Annotated in this window: 16 protein-coding genes; 7 read left to right on the plus strand and 9 right to left on the minus strand. The window is 75.2% G+C overall.

Features of this window, described 5'->3' with window-relative positions; translation table 11 throughout:
- Window positions 1-201 precede the first annotated feature (201 nt).
- The 3 genes from IEY37_RS21120 (at window position 202) to IEY37_RS21130 (ending at window position 3,141) form a co-directional block, all read left to right on the plus strand.
- Complete coding sequence (locus IEY37_RS21120; protein ID WP_188944916.1) at window positions 202-777, plus strand: TerD family protein; 576 nt, start codon at window positions 202-204, stop codon at window positions 775-777.
- A 649-nt stretch (window positions 778-1,426) separates the two neighbouring features.
- Window positions 1,427-2,188, plus strand: coding sequence for a phosphatidylserine decarboxylase (locus IEY37_RS21125; RefSeq protein WP_188944917.1), 762 nt, complete (start codon window positions 1,427-1,429; stop codon window positions 2,186-2,188).
- The gene (locus IEY37_RS21130) at window positions 2,188-3,141 is read left to right on the plus strand and encodes a CDP-alcohol phosphatidyltransferase family protein (RefSeq protein ID WP_188944918.1); all 954 of its coding nucleotides are present in this window, start codon (window positions 2,188-2,190) and stop codon (window positions 3,139-3,141) included. The genes IEY37_RS21125 and IEY37_RS21130 overlap by 1 nt, the downstream gene beginning before the upstream one ends.
- A 9-nt stretch (window positions 3,142-3,150) precedes the next feature.
- Here IEY37_RS21130 and IEY37_RS21135 read toward each other — a convergent pair whose 3' ends face one another.
- Together IEY37_RS21135 and IEY37_RS21140 are read right to left on the minus strand one after the other, a co-directional pair.
- A complete protein-coding gene (locus IEY37_RS21135; protein WP_188944919.1) occupies window positions 3,151-4,437 on the minus strand; it encodes a cytochrome P450 in 1,287 nt (428 codons plus the stop codon).
- 103 nt (window positions 4,438-4,540) lie between these two features.
- A complete protein-coding gene (locus IEY37_RS21140) occupies window positions 4,541-4,897 on the minus strand; it encodes a DUF3263 domain-containing protein (RefSeq protein WP_188944920.1) in 357 nt (118 codons plus the stop codon).
- A 399-nt stretch (window positions 4,898-5,296) separates the two neighbouring features.
- On the opposite strand from IEY37_RS21140, the gene IEY37_RS21145 reads away from it, so the two are divergent.
- The 4 genes from IEY37_RS21145 to IEY37_RS21160 all read left to right on the plus strand — a co-directional run bounded on the left by IEY37_RS21145 (window position 5,297) and on the right by IEY37_RS21160 (window position 10,711).
- Window positions 5,297-6,880, plus strand: a complete 1,584-nt coding sequence (locus tag IEY37_RS21145; protein ID WP_188944921.1) for an amino acid permease — start codon at window positions 5,297-5,299, stop codon at window positions 6,878-6,880.
- Between the two features lie 140 nt (window positions 6,881-7,020).
- On the plus strand, window positions 7,021-8,394 hold the full coding sequence (locus tag IEY37_RS21150) for a glutamine synthetase family protein (RefSeq protein WP_188944922.1): 1,374 nt from the start codon (window positions 7,021-7,023) through the stop codon (window positions 8,392-8,394).
- Between the two features lie 92 nt (window positions 8,395-8,486).
- Window positions 8,487-9,833 (plus strand): aldehyde dehydrogenase family protein, encoded by a 1,347-nt coding sequence (locus IEY37_RS21155; protein ID WP_373298411.1) that lies wholly within the window; start codon window positions 8,487-8,489, stop codon window positions 9,831-9,833.
- 104 nt (window positions 9,834-9,937) lie between these two features.
- Complete coding sequence (locus IEY37_RS21160) at window positions 9,938-10,711, plus strand: 3-oxoacyl-ACP reductase (RefSeq protein WP_188944923.1); 774 nt, start codon at window positions 9,938-9,940, stop codon at window positions 10,709-10,711.
- A 73-nt stretch (window positions 10,712-10,784) separates the two neighbouring features.
- Here the strand turns inward: IEY37_RS21160 and IEY37_RS21165 are convergent, their stop codons facing one another.
- The 7 genes from IEY37_RS21165 to IEY37_RS21195 form a co-directional block, all read right to left on the minus strand.
- On the minus strand, window positions 10,785-11,981 hold the full coding sequence (locus tag IEY37_RS21165; RefSeq protein ID WP_188944924.1) for a pepsin/retropepsin-like aspartic protease family protein: 1,197 nt from the start codon (window positions 11,979-11,981) through the stop codon (window positions 10,785-10,787).
- Window positions 11,982-12,162: 181 nt separating this feature from the next.
- Window positions 12,163-12,921, minus strand: coding sequence for an SDR family NAD(P)-dependent oxidoreductase (locus tag IEY37_RS21170; RefSeq protein ID WP_229674743.1), 759 nt, complete (start codon window positions 12,919-12,921; stop codon window positions 12,163-12,165).
- Between the two features lie 26 nt (window positions 12,922-12,947).
- On the minus strand, window positions 12,948-13,817 hold the full coding sequence (locus IEY37_RS21175) for a hypothetical protein (RefSeq protein WP_188944925.1): 870 nt from the start codon (window positions 13,815-13,817) through the stop codon (window positions 12,948-12,950).
- Window positions 13,818-13,830: 13 nt separating this feature from the next.
- Entirely contained in the window at window positions 13,831-15,522 is a 1,692-nt protein-coding gene (locus IEY37_RS21180) for an LGFP repeat-containing protein (RefSeq protein ID WP_188944926.1), read from the minus strand.
- Entirely contained in the window at window positions 15,519-16,079 is a 561-nt protein-coding gene (locus IEY37_RS21185) for a hypothetical protein (RefSeq protein ID WP_188944927.1), read from the minus strand. Before IEY37_RS21185 ends, IEY37_RS21180 begins: the two co-directional genes overlap by 4 nt.
- Window positions 16,076-16,855, minus strand: coding sequence for a TlpA family protein disulfide reductase (locus tag IEY37_RS21190; RefSeq protein ID WP_188944928.1), 780 nt, complete (start codon window positions 16,853-16,855; stop codon window positions 16,076-16,078). Before IEY37_RS21190 ends, IEY37_RS21185 begins: the two co-directional genes overlap by 4 nt.
- Window positions 16,852-17,397: a MauE/DoxX family redox-associated membrane protein gene (locus IEY37_RS21195; protein ID WP_188944929.1), complete on the minus strand. Its 546-nt coding sequence runs from the start codon at window positions 17,395-17,397 to the stop codon at window positions 16,852-16,854. Before IEY37_RS21195 ends, IEY37_RS21190 begins: the two co-directional genes overlap by 4 nt.
- Window positions 17,398-17,429 lie beyond the last annotated feature (32 nt).

Below are 17,429 nucleotides of genomic sequence, written 5' to 3' on the forward strand. Positions count from 1 at the left end.
ACCGGTGCTGGTCACCGTCGAACCCCACGTCGCCCATCGTCGAACCGACCGTCGACCACCGTCGACCACCGTCGACCACCGTCGACCACCGTCGTGGAACCTCACCGTCGACCCGCGCCGGCGCGCCCCGTCGGCCATAGTGGGGCCACCGGTGGGCGACACGGCGTCGTCCGGCCGGCACCGGTCGCGGACGGAGGACCCATGGGCGTGAACCTGACCAAGGGCGGCAACCTGTCGCTGACCAAGGCGGCACCGAGCCTGACCCAGGTCGCGCTCGGCCTGGGCTGGGACGCCCGCACCACGGACGGGGCCGCCTTCGACCTGGATGCCACGGCCATCGGGCTGGGTGCCGACGGCCGCATCGTCAACGACGGCTACTTCGTCTTCTACAACCAGAAGCGCTCGGTCGACGGTGCCATCGAGCACGGCGGCGACAACCTGACCGGAGAGGGCGGCGGGGACGACGAGGTGATCACCGTCGACGTGGCCGCGCTGCCGCCGGAGGTGGAGAAGGTGGCCGTGGCCGTGTCGATCTACGAGGCCGACACCCGCCGGCTGTCCTTCGGCCAGGTGCGCAACGCCTACATCCGGGTCCTCGACCGGTCCAGCGGCACCGAGCTGGCGCGGTACGACCTGTCCGAGGACGCCTCGACGGAGACCGCCATGGTGTTCGGAGAGCTCTACCGGCACGGCGGGGAGTGGAAGTTCCGGGCCATCGGCCAGGGCTACGCCTCCGGCCTGGCCGGCATCGCGCAGGACTACGGGGTCCGCATCTAGGGCTCCGCCCGGCGCCCAGTGACGTGGGCGGCCGGGCATTGCCAGCGCGACGCCCGGCCCGCGACAATCCCGGTGGGGTGGCGTGCGGGTCCGGGGGACCCGGCACGCCGGGAGACCGGGGGGTCCGACGTGGACGTGTCGACGGCTGGTGCGCGCCCGCGGGGCGGGTGCCGACGAGGACGGCCGGCGTCGTGCCGGCCCGGGCACCGGCGGGGCGGGCGGTGATCCGGCCCTGCCGCTGGCCGCACCGCCGGCCGGCCCAGACCTCGGACCCGGCCACCGCTGGGCCGGTGGCGCCGCGACCGCCGCAGGACGCCGGTTGCGCGCGCCCGGTCCGTCCCCGCAGGGTGGCCGCCCGGGTGTGCGACGGGCCGCGGCGGCGCCGGCACCGCTGAACCGTCCGCCGCACGGCTCCGCGGGGCATCTCCGTGGCGCCGCTCCGCCGCACCGCTCCGGCGGGCAGCTCCGGCGGGGGCGGTCCGGCCGATGCGGCCGATCCGGGCGAGCATCACCCGCGGCGGTGTCACGGCGTCGCGGGACCTCTCCGATACCGTGGTCGCCAGTCGGGCGAAGCGGGTCAGCGGTCCTCGCCGCCCGGTACCGCCCGCGTCCCGCGTGCGCGGTCCGACCGCGGAGGGAGCCTCCCGCCATGACGTCCGTACCCGGGCCCGTCGACCCGGCAGCGACGCCGCGCACCGGTGTCGGCGCGCACCTGTTCCAGCTGGTCCGCACCACCATGCCGCCCCTGCACCCGGCCGGCCGGCCCGTCGTCGGCACGGCGCTCGGGGCTGCTCTCGGCGCCCGGTGGCTGCTGCGCCGGGTCGGTCTGCGCCGCACGGCCGGCGTTGTCGGCCGGGTCGGCCTGACGGCGTCGCTGGCCACGGCCGCGTTCTTCCGGGCGCCGCTGCGGGTCACCCCCGTCGGGACCGACCTGGTGGTGGCGCCCGCCGACGGCGTCGTGTCGCTCATCGAGGAGGCGGCCCCGCCGCCGGAGCTGGGCCTGGACCCGACGCCGCGCACCCGGGTGTCGATCTTCCTGTCGGTGTTCGACGTGCACGTCCAGCGCATCCCGATCGACGGGGTGGTGACCCGGGTGGCGTACCGGCCGGGCAAGTTCCTGTCCGCCGACCTGGACAAGGCCAGTGAGGTCAACGAGCGCAACTCGCTGCTCATCGACACCACGCACGGCGAGCCGGTCGTGGTCACCCAGATCGCGGGCCTGGTGGCCCGCCGCATCGTGAACGACGTGCAGGCCGGCTCGCCCGTGATGGCCGGCCGGACCTACGGCCTGATCCGCTTCGGCTCCCGGGTGGACACCTACCTGCCGCCCGGCTCGACGGTCCGGGTGCTGCGCGGGCAGCGGACCATCGGCGGCGAGACGGTGATCGCCCAGCTCGGCCCGCTCCCCTGATGGCCTCCGTTCCCGGCGTCCGCTTCCTGCCCAACGCGATCACGGTCCTGGCGCTCTGCTCCGGACTCTCCAGCGTCTACTTCGCGCTGCGTGCCGCCGACGGCCAGCTGAGCTGGCTGTTCGCGGTCGGCGCCGTCGCGGCCGCGTCGATCTTCGACTCGCTGGACGGCCCGGCCGCCCGGTTGCTGAACTCGACCAGCCGGATCGGCGCCGAGCTCGACTCGCTCTCGGACTGCGTCTCGTTCGGCATGGCGCCCGCCCTGGTGGTCTACATCTGGGTCTTCCGCGACGGCTTCGCCCTGGGCTGGGTGTTCTGCCTGGTCTTCGCGGTGTGCGTGGCGCTGCGGCTGGCCCGGTTCAACTCCTTGCTGGACGACGACGACCCCAAACCGTGGGCCAAGGGCTTCTTCACCGGGGTGCCGGCGCCCGCCGCCGGGCTGCTCGCCACCGTGCCGCTGGTACTGACCAACCGGTTCCACACCGGCTGGGCGTACGCCGTGGTGTCGAACCGCTGGCTGGTGTCCGTCTGGCTGGTGCTGATCGGGCTGCTCGCGGTGTCCCGGTTGCCCAGCATCGCGCTGAAGTCGGTGCGGGTGCCGCCGGGCCTGATCGTGCCGCTGCTGGTGCTGCTGGTCGTCGGCGTCGCCGCCCTGTTCATCGAGCCGGAGATCGTGCTGAGCCTCGGGCTGCTGGTCTACCTGCTGCACCTGCCGTACGCCTCGGCCAAGTACCGGCACCTGCGGGACCACCCGGAGCTGTGGCCCACGGGCACGGGCCGGGTCGGACGGTCCACCGGCCGGCGGGTGCGGCTGTCCGTCCGGATGCCGCGGCGCCAGCGGGTCGCCGGGCGGGCGCCGGACGGGACCGCCCTGCCGGTGGAACGACGCCGGGGCGTCACGGGCACCCGGGCGGCCGGCCGCGCGCGGCAGGGCGGGCGGCGCCGGCTGCGCTGAGCCCTTCGGTCAGCCGCCCGGCCGGACCGGGAAGGTCAGCAGCCCGCGGATCGTGCTGCCGGTGCGCCGGGTCGGGCGGCCCGCCGCCTGCAGGTCCGGGAAGCGCTCCGCCAGCGCCCGCAGTGCCACGGCCGCCTCCAGCCGGGCGAGCGGGGCACCGATGCAGTAGTGCGCGCCCGCCGAGAACGCCAGGTGCTCGACCTGGGTGTCGCGCCCCAGGTCGAACTCGGCCGGCCGCGCGAAGACGTCCGGATCCCGGTTCGCCCCGCCGAGCAGCACCAGCACCAGCTGCCCGGCCCGCACCGGCGCGCCGCCCAGCTCGGCGTCCCGGGTGGCGAACCGGGTGGTCCGCTGCACCGGCGGGTCGTACCGCAGGGTCTCCTCGACGACCGCCTCGGCCAGCCCGGGGTCGTCGCGCAGGGCCGCCCACTGGGCGGGGTGCCGCAGCAGGGCGAGCACGGCGTTGCCGATCAGGTTCACGGTGGTCTCGAAGCCGGCGACCAGCAGCAGCGTGCACAGCGGCCGCAGCTCGTCCGGGTGCACGGTCGCCGGGTCGGCCCGGACCAGGGTGCTGAGCAGGTCGTCGCCCGGCTCGCGCCGGCGCCGCTCGAACAGCTCGGTGAACAGCCGTTCCAGCGCCGCGTCGGCGCGCAGCAGGGTCGCGCCGTGCCGCAGCGACTGCACACCGTCCAGCGCCGAGCCGATGGCCGCCCCGATGGCGCTGAACTCCGCCACGTCGGCGTCCGGCACCCCCAGCAGGTCGGTGATCACCGCGATGGGCAGCGGTGCCGCCAGGGCGGCCACCAGGTCGAACGGTGTGCCGCGGGGCACCGCGTCCAGCAGCCGGTGCACCGTGCCCTCGATCCGCTCGCGGAACGCCGGCAGCCGGCGCGGCCCGAACGCCGGCGCGACCGCCCGCCGCAGCCGGGTGTGGTCCGGCGGGTTCATCTGCAGCAGCGACAGGTCGCTCTCGCCGACGCCGACCAGCGGCTGCAGGGGCTGGACGCCGAACGCCCGGTCGCGGAGCACCGCCGAGCACAGCTCGTACCGGGCGGTCGCCACGTTGCCCAGCACGGTCGGGACCAGCGGACCCGTCGAGCGGATGCGGTCGTAGACCGGGTAGGGATCGCGCCGGCCGGTCCGCAGCTGCAGCAGCGACACCGGGTCCCGCCGCAGGTAGCCGTGCCAACGCACGGCGGTGCGCTGCCGGGACAGGGCGGCGGCGAAGCGGGCGGCGGCCAGCGCCCGACCGGCCGGGCCGAAGGTCGCCGCCGGCTGCGTGTCCGTCGACGTCATGGCCACCCCCGCCGTGCGTCGGCCGCCACCGGCCGTCCCGGGTCATTGTGCGCCGTCGGTCCCGTCCGCACCGGGTGCGGCGGGGCCGCGGACCCGTCCGGGATCAGACGTCGAAGCCCAGCCGGCGCGCGGAGCGGGCCCGCTGCCGGGACGAGCGCAACCGGCGCAGCCGCCGGACCAGCAGCGGGTCCTCGGCCAGGGCGGCCGGGTTGTCGATGATCTGGTTGAGCACCTGGTAGTAGCGGGTCGCCGACAGGTCGAACAGCTCGCGGATGGCCTGTTCCTTCATGCCGGCGTACTGCCACCAGCGGCGCTCGAAGGCGAGGATCTCCCGCTCGCGGCGGGACAGCCCCCCGCCGGCCTCCGGGGCACCGGCCACCCCGCCGTCCGGGGTCCCGGCGCCGGGGGCACCGTCGGTGCCGGCGCCCGACCCGTCGTCCGGCCGCGCGGCCGTGTCCATCGCGCCTCCCTCGACGGACCCGCACGGCGGCACGCCGGCGAATCACACCCGTGTCATTCCGCTCCGCATGGTGTCACGGCGCCCGGCGCCGATCCAGTTCATCCGGCCCGGCGGTCCGGCATGTCGGCCGGTGGCGGCCGGATGTGGGGCGACCGCGCCCGGTGACGTCCCCCGCGCCGGCGCCGCCCCCGACACCGCCGTGCCCGCCAGGGCGACGGAATCCGTCGACCCGGCCGCCGACCGCCGGGCGGATCGGTACCCGCAGGACTCTGGACCACCGTGATCGGCAGGCTCTAGCATCCGCTGATCGCCGCCACCGTCGCCGCGACACCGACAGCGGCGCCGGTGTCGTGCCGCCGGGGGCCGGCTCCCGTCCGCCGCTTCGGAAAGGTCTGGCCCATGTCCAGCGACCTGCTCAGTGACGACGAACGCCACCTCGCCACCCTGGGCTACAAGCAGGAACTCAACCGGACCTGGTCCGGCTTCTCCAACTTCGCCATCTCGTTCTCGATCATCTCGATCCTGGCCGGCTGCTTCACCTCGTTCGGCCTCGGCTGGAACAACGGCGGCCCGGCGGCGATCGCCTGGGGCTGGCCGATCGTGTCGGTGTTCATCCTGCTGATCGGCTTCTCGCTGTCGGAGCTGGTCTCGGCGTACCCGACGTCGGGCGGCATCTACTGGTGGGCCGCCAAGCTCGGCGGCCCCAAGGCCGGTTACTACACGGGCTGGCTCAACCTCATCGGCCTGATCGCCATCGTGGCGTCGGTGGCGTACGGCTGCGCGACGTTCCTGGACCTGACGATCAGCTCGTTCAGCGCCGACTGGCAGGCCGGCTACAGCCTCACCCGGACGTTCTGGCTGTTCCTGGGGATCCTGGCGATCGCCGCGCTGATCAACATCTTCTCCAGCCACCTCTTGGCCGTGCTGAACAACATCTCGGTGTGGTGGCACGTCGCCGGCGCCGCCGCGGTCATCCTGATCCTGTTCCTGATCCCCAAGCGGCACGCCGGCGTCGGCGAGGTGTTCGGCACGGTGCTGAACAACAGTGGGATCTTCGGCGGCTCCACCGGTATCGGCTTCCTGCTGTTCGTGCTGCCGATCTCGGCCATCCTGACCCAGTACACGATCACCGGGTACGACGCCTCCGCGCACCTGTCCGAGGAGACCCGCAGCGCCGCGAACGCCGCCGCCAAGGGCATCTGGCGGTCGATCTTCTACTCGGCCATCGGCGGCTGGATCCTGTTGCTGTCGTTCCTGTTCGCCGTCCAGGACGTCGACAAGGTGTCCGCCGGCGGCGGCGCGGTCGCGGTGATCTTCGCCCAGGCGCTGTCGTCGGGCTGGGCCGGGACGGTGCTGCTGATCTCCACCGCCGGACAGTTCTTCTGCGCGGTCGCGTGCCTGACCAGCTGCTCGCGGATGCTCTTCGCGTTCAGCCGGGACCGCGCCGTGCCCGGCGCGCGGCTGTGGTCGACCCTGTCCCGCTCGCGGGTGCCCGCGAACGGCGTCGTGCTGGTCGCCGTGATCGCCGCGATCATCACCCTGCCGGCGCTGGTGGCGGTCGACGTCAACGGCGCCCCGGTCCCCGTCGCCTTCTACGCCGTCGTGTCGATCGGCGTCGTCGGGCTGTACGTCTGCTTCGCCATCCCGATCTTCCTGCGCTGGCGGATGGGCTCCCGCTTCCGGGTCGGCAACTGGAACCTGGGCCGGCACCACCGCTGGATCAACGCCGTCGCGCTCGTCGAGATCGTCGTGACGTCGGTCATCGCGCTGTTCCCGACGGCCCCCGGCGGGATCCCGTTCACCGGCGACTTCGAGTGGAAGTTCGTCAACTACACGCCGCTGCTGGTCGGCGGGGCGCTGATCCTGCTGTGGATCTTCTGGCACGCATCGGTGAAGAAGTGGTTCACCGGCCCGAAGACGACCATCGACCTGCCGCCGGGTGCCGGCGCCGCGGACGTGCCCGCGGCCGGCGGCCGGGGCTGACCTCGCCGCGGGTGCGACGGCGGCCGTCCGGCTAGCGTGACGTCCGCGCGGGGGCCGCGAACCGGGCGCCCGCACCAGCCAGCTGCACACCGACACCACCGGACGGCCCGCCACCGCGGGCCCGGCGAAGGGCGAGCACCATGCCGGACCACCCGCGCAACCCGCGCATGCTCACCGTGGACGATCTCGCCGGGCGGATCCGGTCGGGCGAGATCGACACCGTGGTCGTGGCCTTCACCGACATGCAGGGTCGGCTGCAGGGCAAGCGGCTGCATGGGCCGTTCTTCCTCGACGAGGTGCTGGCCCACGGCACCGAGGGCTGCAACTACCTGCTGGCCGTCGACGTCGAGATGAACACCGTCCCCGGCTACGCCATCTCGTCGTGGGAGCGCGGCTACGGCGACATGGTGTTCGCCCTCGATCTGGACACCGTCCGGCTGCTGCCGCACCTGCCCGGCACGGCGATGGTGCAGTGCGACCTGACCTGGCTCGACGGGTCGCCGGTGCGGCAGTCGCCGCGGACGGTGCTGCAGCAGCAGGTGGCACGGCTGGACGAGCTGGGCTACCGGGCGTTCGCCGGCACCGAGCTGGAGTTCCTGGTCTTCGAGGACACCTACGAGGAGGCCTGGGACGCCGCGTACCGCGGCCTCACCCCCGTCAACCAGTACAACGTCGACTACTCGGTGCTGGGCACCACCCGGGTCGAGCCGCTGCTGCGGGACATCCGCAACACCATGTACGCCGCCGGGCTGACCGTGGAGTCGGCCAAGGGCGAGTGCAACTACGGGCAGCACGAGATCGCCTTCCGGTTCGCCGACGTCGTCGAGACCGCCGACAACCACAGCGTCTACAAGAACACCGCCAAGGAGATCGCCCACGCGCACGGGCGGTCGCTGACCTTCATGGCCAAGTACGACCAGCGGGAGGGCAACTCCTGCCACATCCACCTGTCGCTGCGCGGCACGGACGGCGGGACGGTGTTCTGGGACGGGGTCACCGGCTCCCGCACGGCGCTGTACGACCACTGGGTCGCCGGGATCCTGGCCACGCTGCGCGAGTTCACGCTGCTGTACGCGCCGAACGTCAACTCCTACAAGCGGTTCGCGGCCGGGTCCTTCGCCCCGACCACCGTCGCCTGGGGCACCGACAACCGCACCTGCTCGATCCGGCTGGTCGGCCACGGCGGCTCGGCGCGGCTGGAGAACCGGCTGCCCGGCGGTGATGTCAACCCGTACCTGGCGATCGCCGGGATGATCGCCGGTGGGCTGCACGGTCTCCGGGAGCGGCTGCCCCTGGAGGACGAGCTGGTCGGCAACGCCTACGATTCCGGCAAGCCGACGGTGCCGACGACGCTGCGGGCGGCCCGGGACCTGTTCGACGGGTCCGGGATCGCCCGCGCGGCGTTCGGGGACGACGTCGTCGACCACTACGTGCACGCGGCGGACACCGAGCTCGCCGCGTTCGACGCCGCGGTGACCGACTGGGAGCTGCGGCGCGGATTCGAGAGGTTGTAGCGGTGACCATCGCCACGGACGGGACCGGGCCGGCCCCGGTCGCCCTGCCCGCCTCCGTCGGCCGGCTGGCCGGCGGCGGCGGCGAGACCGCGGTGCTCGACCCGTCGTCCGGTCGGCAGTTCGGCACCGTGCCGGCCGCGTCGCTCGAGGACACCGACCGGGCGATCACCGGTGCGGCGGCTGCCTTCCCGGCCTGGCGGGCCGTCGCGCCCGGGGACCGCGCCCGGCTGCTCCGCCGGTTCGCCGCGGTCGTCGACGCGCACGTCGACGAGCTGGCCGCGCTGGAGGTCGCCAACTCCGGGCACACCATCGGCAACGCGCGGTGGGAGGCCGGCAACGTCCGCGACGTGCTCGACTACTACGCCGCGGCACCGGAACGGCTGTTCGGCCGGCAGATCCCGGTGGCCGGCGGGCTCGACGTGACGTTCCACGAACCGCTGGGCGTGGTGGGCGTGATCGTGCCGTGGAACTTCCCGATGCCGATCGCCGGCTGGGGTTTCGCGCCGGCCCTGGCCGCCGGCAACACGGTGGTGCTCAAGCCCGCGGAACTGACCCCGCTCACCGCCCTGCGGATCGGTGAGCTGGCGCTCGAGGCCGGCATCCCGGAGGGCGTCTTCACCGTCCTGCCCGGCAAGGGGTCGGTCGTCGGGCAGCGGTTCGTCACCCACCCGCTGGTCCGCAAGGTGTGCTTCACCGGCTCCACCGCGGTCGGCAAGCAGATCATGGCCGGCGCCGCCGACCAGGTGAAGCGGGTGACGCTGGAGCTCGGCGGCAAGAGCGCCAACATCGTCTTCGCCGATGCCGATCTCGAGCTGGCCGCAGCCTCGGCACCCGGGTCGGTGTTCGACAACGCCGGCCAGGACTGCTGTGCCCGCTCCCGGATCCTCGTGCAGCGCGGCGTGCACGACCGCTTCCTCGAGCTGCTGGAGACCGCCGTGCGGGACTTCCGGGTGCTGCCGCCGGCCGACGAGCGGGCGCAGATGGGGCCGCTCATCTCCGCCGGGCAGCGGGAGACGGTGTCCCGGTACGTCTCCGGCGCCGACGTGGCGTTCGTCGGGTCGGTGCCCGGGACACCGGGCGACGGCTTCTGGTTCCCGCCGACGGTGGTCATCCCGCGCGGCACCGCGGACCCGGTGTGGCGCGAGGAGGTCTTCGGGCCGGTGGTCGGCGTGCTGCCGTTCGACGACGAGGACGACGCCGTGGCGCTGGCCAACGACAGCGACTTCGGGCTCTCCGGCTCGATCTTCACCCGGGACGTCGGCCGGGCGCTGCGGGTCGCCCGCGGTGTCGAGTCCGGCAACCTGTCGGTGAACTCCCACTCCTCGGTCCGCTACTGGACGCCGTTCGGCGGCTTCAAGCAGTCCGGGCTCGGCCGGGAACTCGGCCCGGACGCGCCGGACGCCTTCACCGAGGTCAAGAACGTCTTCTTCGCCGGCTGAGACCGGCCGGCCCGGCCGGCCCGGCCGGGCCCGACGGAGCCTGCCAGCGGCGGGCACCGTTGCACCGCACCACCTCCCACTCCGCACGTCACGAAGGGAACGGCATGCCAGGACGGCTCGACGGCAAGGTCGCGGTCATCACCGGGGGGTGCTCCGGGATCGGCCTGGCCACGGCCCGGCGGTTCGCCGCCGAGGGCGCCCGGGTGGTGATCGGCGACCTGGACGACGCGCGCGGCCCGGGGGTGGCCGACGAGGTGGTCGGCGCCTACCTGCACACCGACGTCACCGACGAGGCGCAGGTGCAGGCGCTGTTCGCGCTGGCCAAGGACCGCTTCGGCAGCGTCGACGTCGCCTTCAACAACGCGGGCATCTCGCCGCCCGACGACGACTCCATCCTGACCACCGGGCTGGACGCGTGGCGGCGGGTGCAGGAGGTCAACCTGACCAGCGTGTACCTGTGCTGCCGCGCGGCGCTGCCGTACATGCTCGAGCAGAGGCGCGGGTCGATCATCAACACCGCGTCGTTCGTGGCGGTGATCGGCGCGGCGACGTCGCAGATCTCCTACACCGCCTCCAAGGGCGGGGTGCTGTCGATGAGCCGCGAGCTGGGCGTCCAGTTCGCCCGCCAGGGTGTCCGGGTCAACGCGCTGTGCCCCGGCCCGGTGAACACCCCGCTGCTCCAGGAGCTCTTCGCCAAGGACCCGGAGCGGGCAGCGCGCCGGCTGGTGCACATCCCGCTCGGCCGGTTCGCCGAGGCCGAGGAGATCGCCAACGCCGTGCTGTTCCTGGCCTCGGACGAGTCCAGCTTCATCACGGCGTCCCAGTTCCTGGTGGACGGCGGGATCTCCGGCGCCTACGTCACGCCGCTGGCGGAGTAGTCCCGGAGCCGGCCGGCGATCGCGGAGGCGGCCACCCGGGACAGGGTGGCCGTGGTCGCCGCGGTGGGGCGGGTCAGCCGGCGCTGCCGATGCGCACCTGCGCCCCGGCGTAGTCCCAGGCGATGGTCCGGCCGACGAAGAGGCCGATGCCGGTGTTGAACCGCTCGCCGGCGGCCAGGGTGGCGACGGCGACGGTGTTCGTCGCCGACCGCTCGCCCGAGGTCCAGCTCCACAGCGACGCGCCGGACGGCGCCGAGACGGTGACCTGGTGGCCCGGGGCGACCAGGTGCCCCGGGGCGGCCAGCCCGGAGTAGGCCGCCGTGCTGAGCAACGCCGTCCAGCTGCCGCTGTCCACCGCTGTCAGCCCGCAGGCCGCAGCCGCGCCGGCGACCCGCCAGCAGAGGTCGACGTCCCGGGCGACCTGGGGGTACCCGGCCGGCAGGTGGGCACCGGCGGGCGCGGCCGCCGGCATCGGGACGACCGCGTCGCCGGGCCGGGGCGGCACCGGCCCGAGGGTCCAGGTGCCCGTCGCGTCGGCGTCGATGCGGATGGTGGACCCGGCGTTGTAGGGAGCGGGCAGCTGCAGCTGCGGTGCGAACAGCACCTGTCCGGCGAAGCCGGTGGTGTCCGTGGTGCCGATGCCCATGATCCCGTCGACACCCGCCGGCAGGGTGAAGGTCGACCTCGCGCGGTCCACCACGGCGATCGCGATCGGGTGGGTGGTCGGGACGCCGCCGATGCCGACCGTCGCGCTGCCGAGCGTCCCGACCAGGTTGCCGCTCACGTACTCCGACGTGTACGGAGTCCCGCCGCGGACGGTGCCGGGGCCGACGGCGTCGCCGTCGACGAGCAGTCCGGACGAGCCGGTGTCGAGCATGACGGGGATCGGCCGGCCGCCGCCGACGGTGATCTCGACGACGACCGGGATCTCCTCCGGCGTCACGGTGCGGACGTGCAGCGGCACGCTGACCGGCGACCCGGCCGACGTCCTCCCGGCGGAGCCCCTGGAGACCGGGCCGCGGCCACCGGCCGCGGCAGCGACCGGGGTGGCCGTCGGCGTCGGGGCAGCGGCGGCGGCGTCCGTGATCCCCGCGGCGTGGTCGACCGCGGCGGCGGCCGCCCCCGCGTCCTGCGCGACGTCCTGCGCCGCCGCGCACGCGGAGAACGCGGAGGTCGCGGCCACCACGGCGGCGGTCAACGCCGCGCCGATCAGCCGCCGGCGCCACCGTGGGGTGGACGGCCCGGTGGTCCCTGCGGTGGAGCTCGTCACCGTGTCGGCTCCCGTCACCCGGTCAACGACGTCCGTGCGGCCGTCCGGGCGACGCTAGCGGCCGGCACCGCCGGTCCGCGGGTCGCTCGTACCGGATCACCGGAACGATGCGCACCAGCCCAGCACGGTCACCGCGGGTGATCGGGACAGTCGGTCGGATCCGGTCTGGACGGCCGCCGCGTCAGCTCTCCTCGGGGTCGGCACCGCGGACGCTGCGGCCGCCGTCGACGGGGAGCACGACGCCGTTGACGAACGACGCGGCGTCCGAGAGCAGGAAGGACACCGCCTCGGCCACCTCGTCCGGGGTGCCGACCCGGCCGACCGGGTGCAGCCGCGCCATGTCCGCCTCGATCCGCCCGGCCCCCTCGGGTCCCCGGGCGGCCAGCAGGTCGCGGTAACGCTCGGTGTCGATCGAGCCCAGCGCCACCGAGTTGCAGCGGATCCCGAGCGGCCCGTACTCGACGGCCAGCGCGCGGGTCAGCCCCTCGACGGCCGCCTTGGCGGTCGAGTAGCAGAGCGCCCCGCGGACCGGCCGCTGCGCCTGGTGCGACGACACGGTGACGACCGCGCCGGGCCGGCCGGCCGCGACGAGGTGGGCGACGGCCGCGATCGACCCGGTGACCGCGGGGGCCAGGTTGGCCTCGACGAGCTCGAGCACGGCCGCCGGTCCGGCGGTCAGCGGGTCGACGTCGCGGAACACCGCCGCGTTGTTCACCCAGCCGGCCAGCGGCGCCGCCTGCTCCGCGACCCGCAGCGCCTCGGCTGCCACGGCCGGGTCGGCGGCGCTGCCGATGACGGTCCGGCGCCGGCCGACACCGGAACCATCGGCCGGGTCCGGGTGGAGGTCCACGACGACCACCGCGTCGCCGCCGGCCAGCAGCCGGTCGGCGACGGCCCGGCCCACGCCGCGCGCGCCGCCGGTCACCACGAACGACCTCACCGGAGCACCTCCCGCGCCGGCCGACGTCAGGGCCGCAGGTCGGCGCCGGCCGGAACCGGTGCCGCGGGCGCGGCGGCCACCGCCACCGCGCCGGTCGGGAGGTGGGCGGCCGCGGGCCTCGGCCGCCGCACCATCCCCGCCAGCCCGGTCACCGCGACCACTGCGGCCAGGGCCACCGCGGCGCCCGCACCGCGCTGCCCGGGGGCCAGGCACCACGCGGCCAGCCCGGCCAGGGCCACCACCTGCGCCGCTGCGGCGGCGCGCAGCGAGGACCCCGAGCGGCGCTCGACCGCCGCGACCAGCCGGCGCAGCCGTGCGGGATCGGTGGCGGCCGCGCCGAGCAGCACGGCGAGGCCACGCACCAGGCCGAACAACGCCCCGACGGCCAGCGCCCACCACGGCTGCCCGGTCAGCGCGGCGAGCAGCACGGTCCCGTAGACGGCGGCGGTCATCACGTAGGTGGCCAGGCCGGTGCCGATCTGCACCCCGAAGCCGCCGGCGTACACCCAGGGCCGGTACCGCCGCAGCCACTGCTCGTCGACCTGCCGCGGCAGGGTGGGCAGCCGCAGGCCCGGCAGCCCGAGGTCGGCGGCCGCGCCGACCGCCAGGACCAGCACCGCGAGCACGACCGACCAGGCGGCCGGCAGCCCGGTCCACCGCACCACCGCGGCCAGGCCCGCGGCCAGGGTTCCGGTGCCGAGCCCGCCGAGCACCGCGCCGGCCAGGAACCAGCCGGCCGTCACCGGGTACCGGTGGCCGCGGGACCGCTCGGCCACCGGGTTGATCGAGGTCAGCATGCTCAGGCCGCAGGGCGACCACAGCGATCGGGCGGCCGCGACGACGGCGACGGCCGGGGCGAGCGCGGCCGTGCCGGCCGCGAGCGGGGAGAGGTCCACGGGTTGCTCCTCGTCAGCCGCGGGTGACGGCGCCGGTGGCCGGGTCCCAGGTCAACCGGCCGTGCTGGAAGTCGCAGCGCTGCCGCGCGCCGGCCGCCCTGCTCAGCACGTAGACGTCGGACACCGGCAGTCCGAGGTCGCTGCGCTCGGCGCCGGCGCGCTGGTAGGCGTCCCAGATGGCACCGTGCACCACCACCGGCCCGGCGCCGCCGCCGTCGATCACGGCGCCGCGCTCGCAACTGATCCGGGTGCTGCCGGCCGTCCGGTGCTCCACGTCGCCGATCGGCACCCCGACGCTGTTCCTGCCGTTGGCGGTCAGTCCCTGCCAGCGTGCCCACAGCGGCCCGGTGACGAACTTCGGGCCGTGGGTGGCCGACCACGACATGCCGCCGTGCTCGAACGGCTGGCTGAGCGAGCCGCCTCGCCAGGCACTCTCGGTCGCGAGCGGGAAGCCGATGCGGCCACCGGATCCGCCGTTGCGGGCCCAGGCGTCGAACAGCACGCCCTCGACCGACACCGTCGAGGGCGCCGACGCCCCGCCCGGCGTCCGGGTGTAGATCCGGCCGCGCTGGAACTTGACCTGGACCCCGCCGCCCGGGATGGCCGCGCGGTCCGAGACCGGCAGCCCCAGCTTGCCGCCCGCGAGCCCGCGCGAGGCGTAGAGCCGGTACTCGGGTCCGGCGACGGCGTGCGCGCCGGTGGCCGCGGAGCCGTACAGGATGCCGTGCGAGCAGCGCTGGCTGGTGACCCCGCGCACCACGTGCCGCTCCTCGACGGGCACGCCGATCCCGGCGGTGCCGCCGGCCCTGGTGTACGCCCCGAGCAGGTCCCCGATGACCGCGTGCGCGCCGGCCGCCGACGTCACCAGCAGGCCGCCGGTGGTGTGCACCCAGGAGGCGACGCCGTCCCGGTAGGTCGTCGAGGACGGGTCGCCCAGCGGCCCGGCGCCGGCACCCGCCGCCAGGTAGCGGTCCCAGGTGGCGCCGGTCAGGGTGTGCAGCTGGCCGTTGCGCAGCACGTAGATCAGGCCGTCGCGGTAGGCGGCCACCGTGCCGCCGGCCTTGCTGGCCCGTTCCGCGGCGCGCTGCGGCCCGAAGGACCCGCCGGGTCCGCCGTGGTCGTACCAGTACCGGGTGATCTGCGACGGGCAGTCACCCGGCAGGCAGGCCGCGCTGTGCGTGGCGGTCCGGTTGTCGGTCAACGAGGTGGCGGTGCACGACGGGTCGAACTGCCAGGGCGGGGTGCAGGTGACCACCCGGCACACCACCGGCCCGTAGCAGTCGATCTCCTGGTGGCACTGCCCGTACCGGAACTGGTTGCACGCCACCCGGCGCTGGTCGCACGAGCCGGACCCGCAGTGGCATTTCCAGTCCGAGCCGCAGGTGGCGTTGCAGTCCACGTAGTACCGGGCGGACCCGCAGCAGAAGCCCGACTGGTCGGCCTTCCACCAGCCGCCCACGAAGGACCCCGGCGGGCACTGGTTGGCGCCGTCGATCGAGCAGCAGAACACCGACCAGCCGTCGGCGCAGGCGGCTCCGTCACCGCAGACGCTGTCGTAGGCCGACACCGGCCGGGACGCGTACCGCCATGGGTGCGTCGCCAGGGCCGACCCGACGACGGCGGCCGACGCCAGGAAGCTGCGCCGGTCCGCGGTGCGCCGCCACCCCCGCGCCAGCGTGTTCACCACGATCTCGGCGACGCTCATGCCGCTGCCACCGTCGTCGCCGCCAGCACCGACCGCACCCGGCCGACCAGGGCCGCGGCGTTCCGCGCTCCCCCGAGCACCACGTACAGGCAGAACGGCCGGCCGGAGACGGTGAAGAAGCGCTGGTAGCCGAGCTGGCCGGAGATCCGGTGCTGCAGGGTGTCCGGGCCGAACGCCGACACCGCCGGGGTCGGCATGCCGGCCGGAGCGAAGAGCGCGGTGCCCACGCACTCGGGCCCGTACTCGACCAGGGCGATCAGGCAGTGGCTCCCGGTCATCCGGTCGACCGCGCCGCAGCCGAAGTCGCCGCGGTCCGGCGGCAGCGGGAAGTTCGCGACGTGCGAAACCGGGTAGTGCCGCTCGCCGGGCGCCAGCGGCTCCGGCGCGACGGGCTCGGTCACCGCGGCGGCGGCGCCGCGACCGGTGACCGACCGCACGGTGCCCGGCCGCCCGGGCCGGCCGCGCAGCGAGATCCGGCCCTCGAAGTCGGCGGGCAGGCCGATGCTGATGCCGTGCGCGGACAGCGGCGTCCGCACCGCTGCTCCGGGCGCGGTCACCGGTAGACCACCGCGTCGTCGACCGGCGCCGTCGCCGGGTCCCGGTACAGGCTGTCGTCGCCGGGGAAGATGCCGGCGGCCATCAGCTCGCGGTCCGCGCGGGCCTCCCGGTCCACGTCGGCCGCCGGCTTGCCGGCCCGACGGGTGGTACCCGGCAGATAGGCCAGGTCGCCGGTGGCCTGCGCCAGCAGCCGCGCCACCTGCGACCAGCTGCCCCCGGTGCCCTCCCCGACCACCCGGCCGGTCGGGCCGTCGACGGCGACGACGTACGGCGACCCGGGTACGGCGTAGTCGGCCCAGGCCCGGGTGGACAGCACGACCTCCGCGGTGGGCGACGCCAGTTCCGCGACGGCCGAGACGCTCTCCTGCTCCGGGCCTTTGGTGACCACGAGCAGCCGCGCGCCCGGCGGCAGGGTGATGCCGGCCGGCGCCGCCAGCTCGTCCCAGAACGCCCGGCAGGTGGCGCAGCCGGAGGACAGGAACAGCAGCACGGTGCCGGCGTCGCCGGAGGTGCGCACGACGACCGCCTCGCCGTCCGGGGTGGTGCCGACGACGTCCGGCGCCCGCCGGACCGGTGCCGGGTCGTCCAGCAGCACCGGCGCCGACCGCTCGGGCGCCGGGATGCCCGGGGCCGTCCGGAAGGCCGGCGTCCCGGCCGGGCCGCCGTCGAGCTCGTGCAACCGGGCGAGGATGGTGGCGTGGCTGCGCAGCAACCCGGCCACCAGCACCGCCAGCAGCGCCACCACCACGGTCAACGTCAGGACCACCGCCGTCATCGGGCCTCCCCCGTCGCTGCGTCCAGGACCTTGCGCCGGGCCGCCTGGAGCGGCGGGACGGCGGCGAACAAGAGGTAGCCCAGGGCCGCCAGCACCGCGCCGGCCGCCAGCACCCCCGGCGCGGCCCCGCCGGCGGCGAGCCCGGTCGGCGGCAGCGCCAGACCGACCCCGGCGAGCCCGGCGAAGAGCAGGTCGACGGCGGCGTGCTGGCCGGAGGCCGGCGTGTCGTCCCGGCCGAGACATCCGCAGGCGGCGCCGCTGCCGGCCCGCCGGAGCCGGATCACCACCGCGGCGAAGGCCACGAAGGCGGCCGCGACGAGCCCGGCGCCGAGCCGCCCGCCGTGCCAGGCGGCGAAGAAGGCCACCGCCAGTTCGCCGAGGCCCAGGACGCGGGCGACCGCGGGGCGGGCCAGCCGCCGATCGCCGGGCAGGGCCAGGTCGGCGAGGGCCCGGGTGGTCGAGGCGGGCCGGGCGAGCTTGAGCAGGCCGGCGCCCGCCAGCAGGAGGCAGGCGGCCAGGAAGCACCCCGTCGTCGGAGCCATCGGCCGATTGTGAGATGGCTGTGCGACCGACC

Origin of the sequence: Nakamurella endophytica, assembly GCF_014646215.1 — a bacterium.
Classification (GTDB): Bacteria; Actinomycetota; Actinomycetes; order Mycobacteriales; family Nakamurellaceae; genus Nakamurella; species Nakamurella endophytica.

Coding starts and splice junctions, on each gene's coding strand:
- IEY37_RS21120 (WP_188944916.1), top strand. CDS start 202: ATGGGCGTGAACCTGACCAAGGGCGGCAACCTGTCGCTGACCAAGGCG.
- IEY37_RS21125 (WP_188944917.1), top strand. CDS start 1,427: ATGACGTCCGTACCCGGGCCCGTCGACCCGGCAGCGACGCCGCGCACC.
- IEY37_RS21130 (WP_188944918.1), top strand. CDS start 2,188: ATGGCCTCCGTTCCCGGCGTCCGCTTCCTGCCCAACGCGATCACGGTC.
- IEY37_RS21135 (WP_188944919.1), bottom strand. CDS start 4,437: ATGACGTCGACGGACACGCAGCCGGCGGCGACCTTCGGCCCGGCCGGT.
- IEY37_RS21140 (WP_188944920.1), bottom strand. CDS start 4,897: ATGGACACGGCCGCGCGGCCGGACGACGGGTCGGGCGCCGGCACCGAC.
- IEY37_RS21145 (WP_188944921.1), top strand. CDS start 5,297: ATGTCCAGCGACCTGCTCAGTGACGACGAACGCCACCTCGCCACCCTG.
- IEY37_RS21150 (WP_188944922.1), top strand. CDS start 7,021: ATGCCGGACCACCCGCGCAACCCGCGCATGCTCACCGTGGACGATCTC.
- IEY37_RS21160 (WP_188944923.1), top strand. CDS start 9,938: ATGCCAGGACGGCTCGACGGCAAGGTCGCGGTCATCACCGGGGGGTGC.
- IEY37_RS21180 (WP_188944926.1), bottom strand. CDS start 15,522: ATGAGCGTCGCCGAGATCGTGGTGAACACGCTGGCGCGGGGGTGGCGG.
- IEY37_RS21190 (WP_188944928.1), bottom strand. CDS start 16,855: ATGACGGCGGTGGTCCTGACGTTGACCGTGGTGGTGGCGCTGCTGGCG.
- IEY37_RS21195 (WP_188944929.1), bottom strand. CDS start 17,397: ATGGCTCCGACGACGGGGTGCTTCCTGGCCGCCTGCCTCCTGCTGGCG.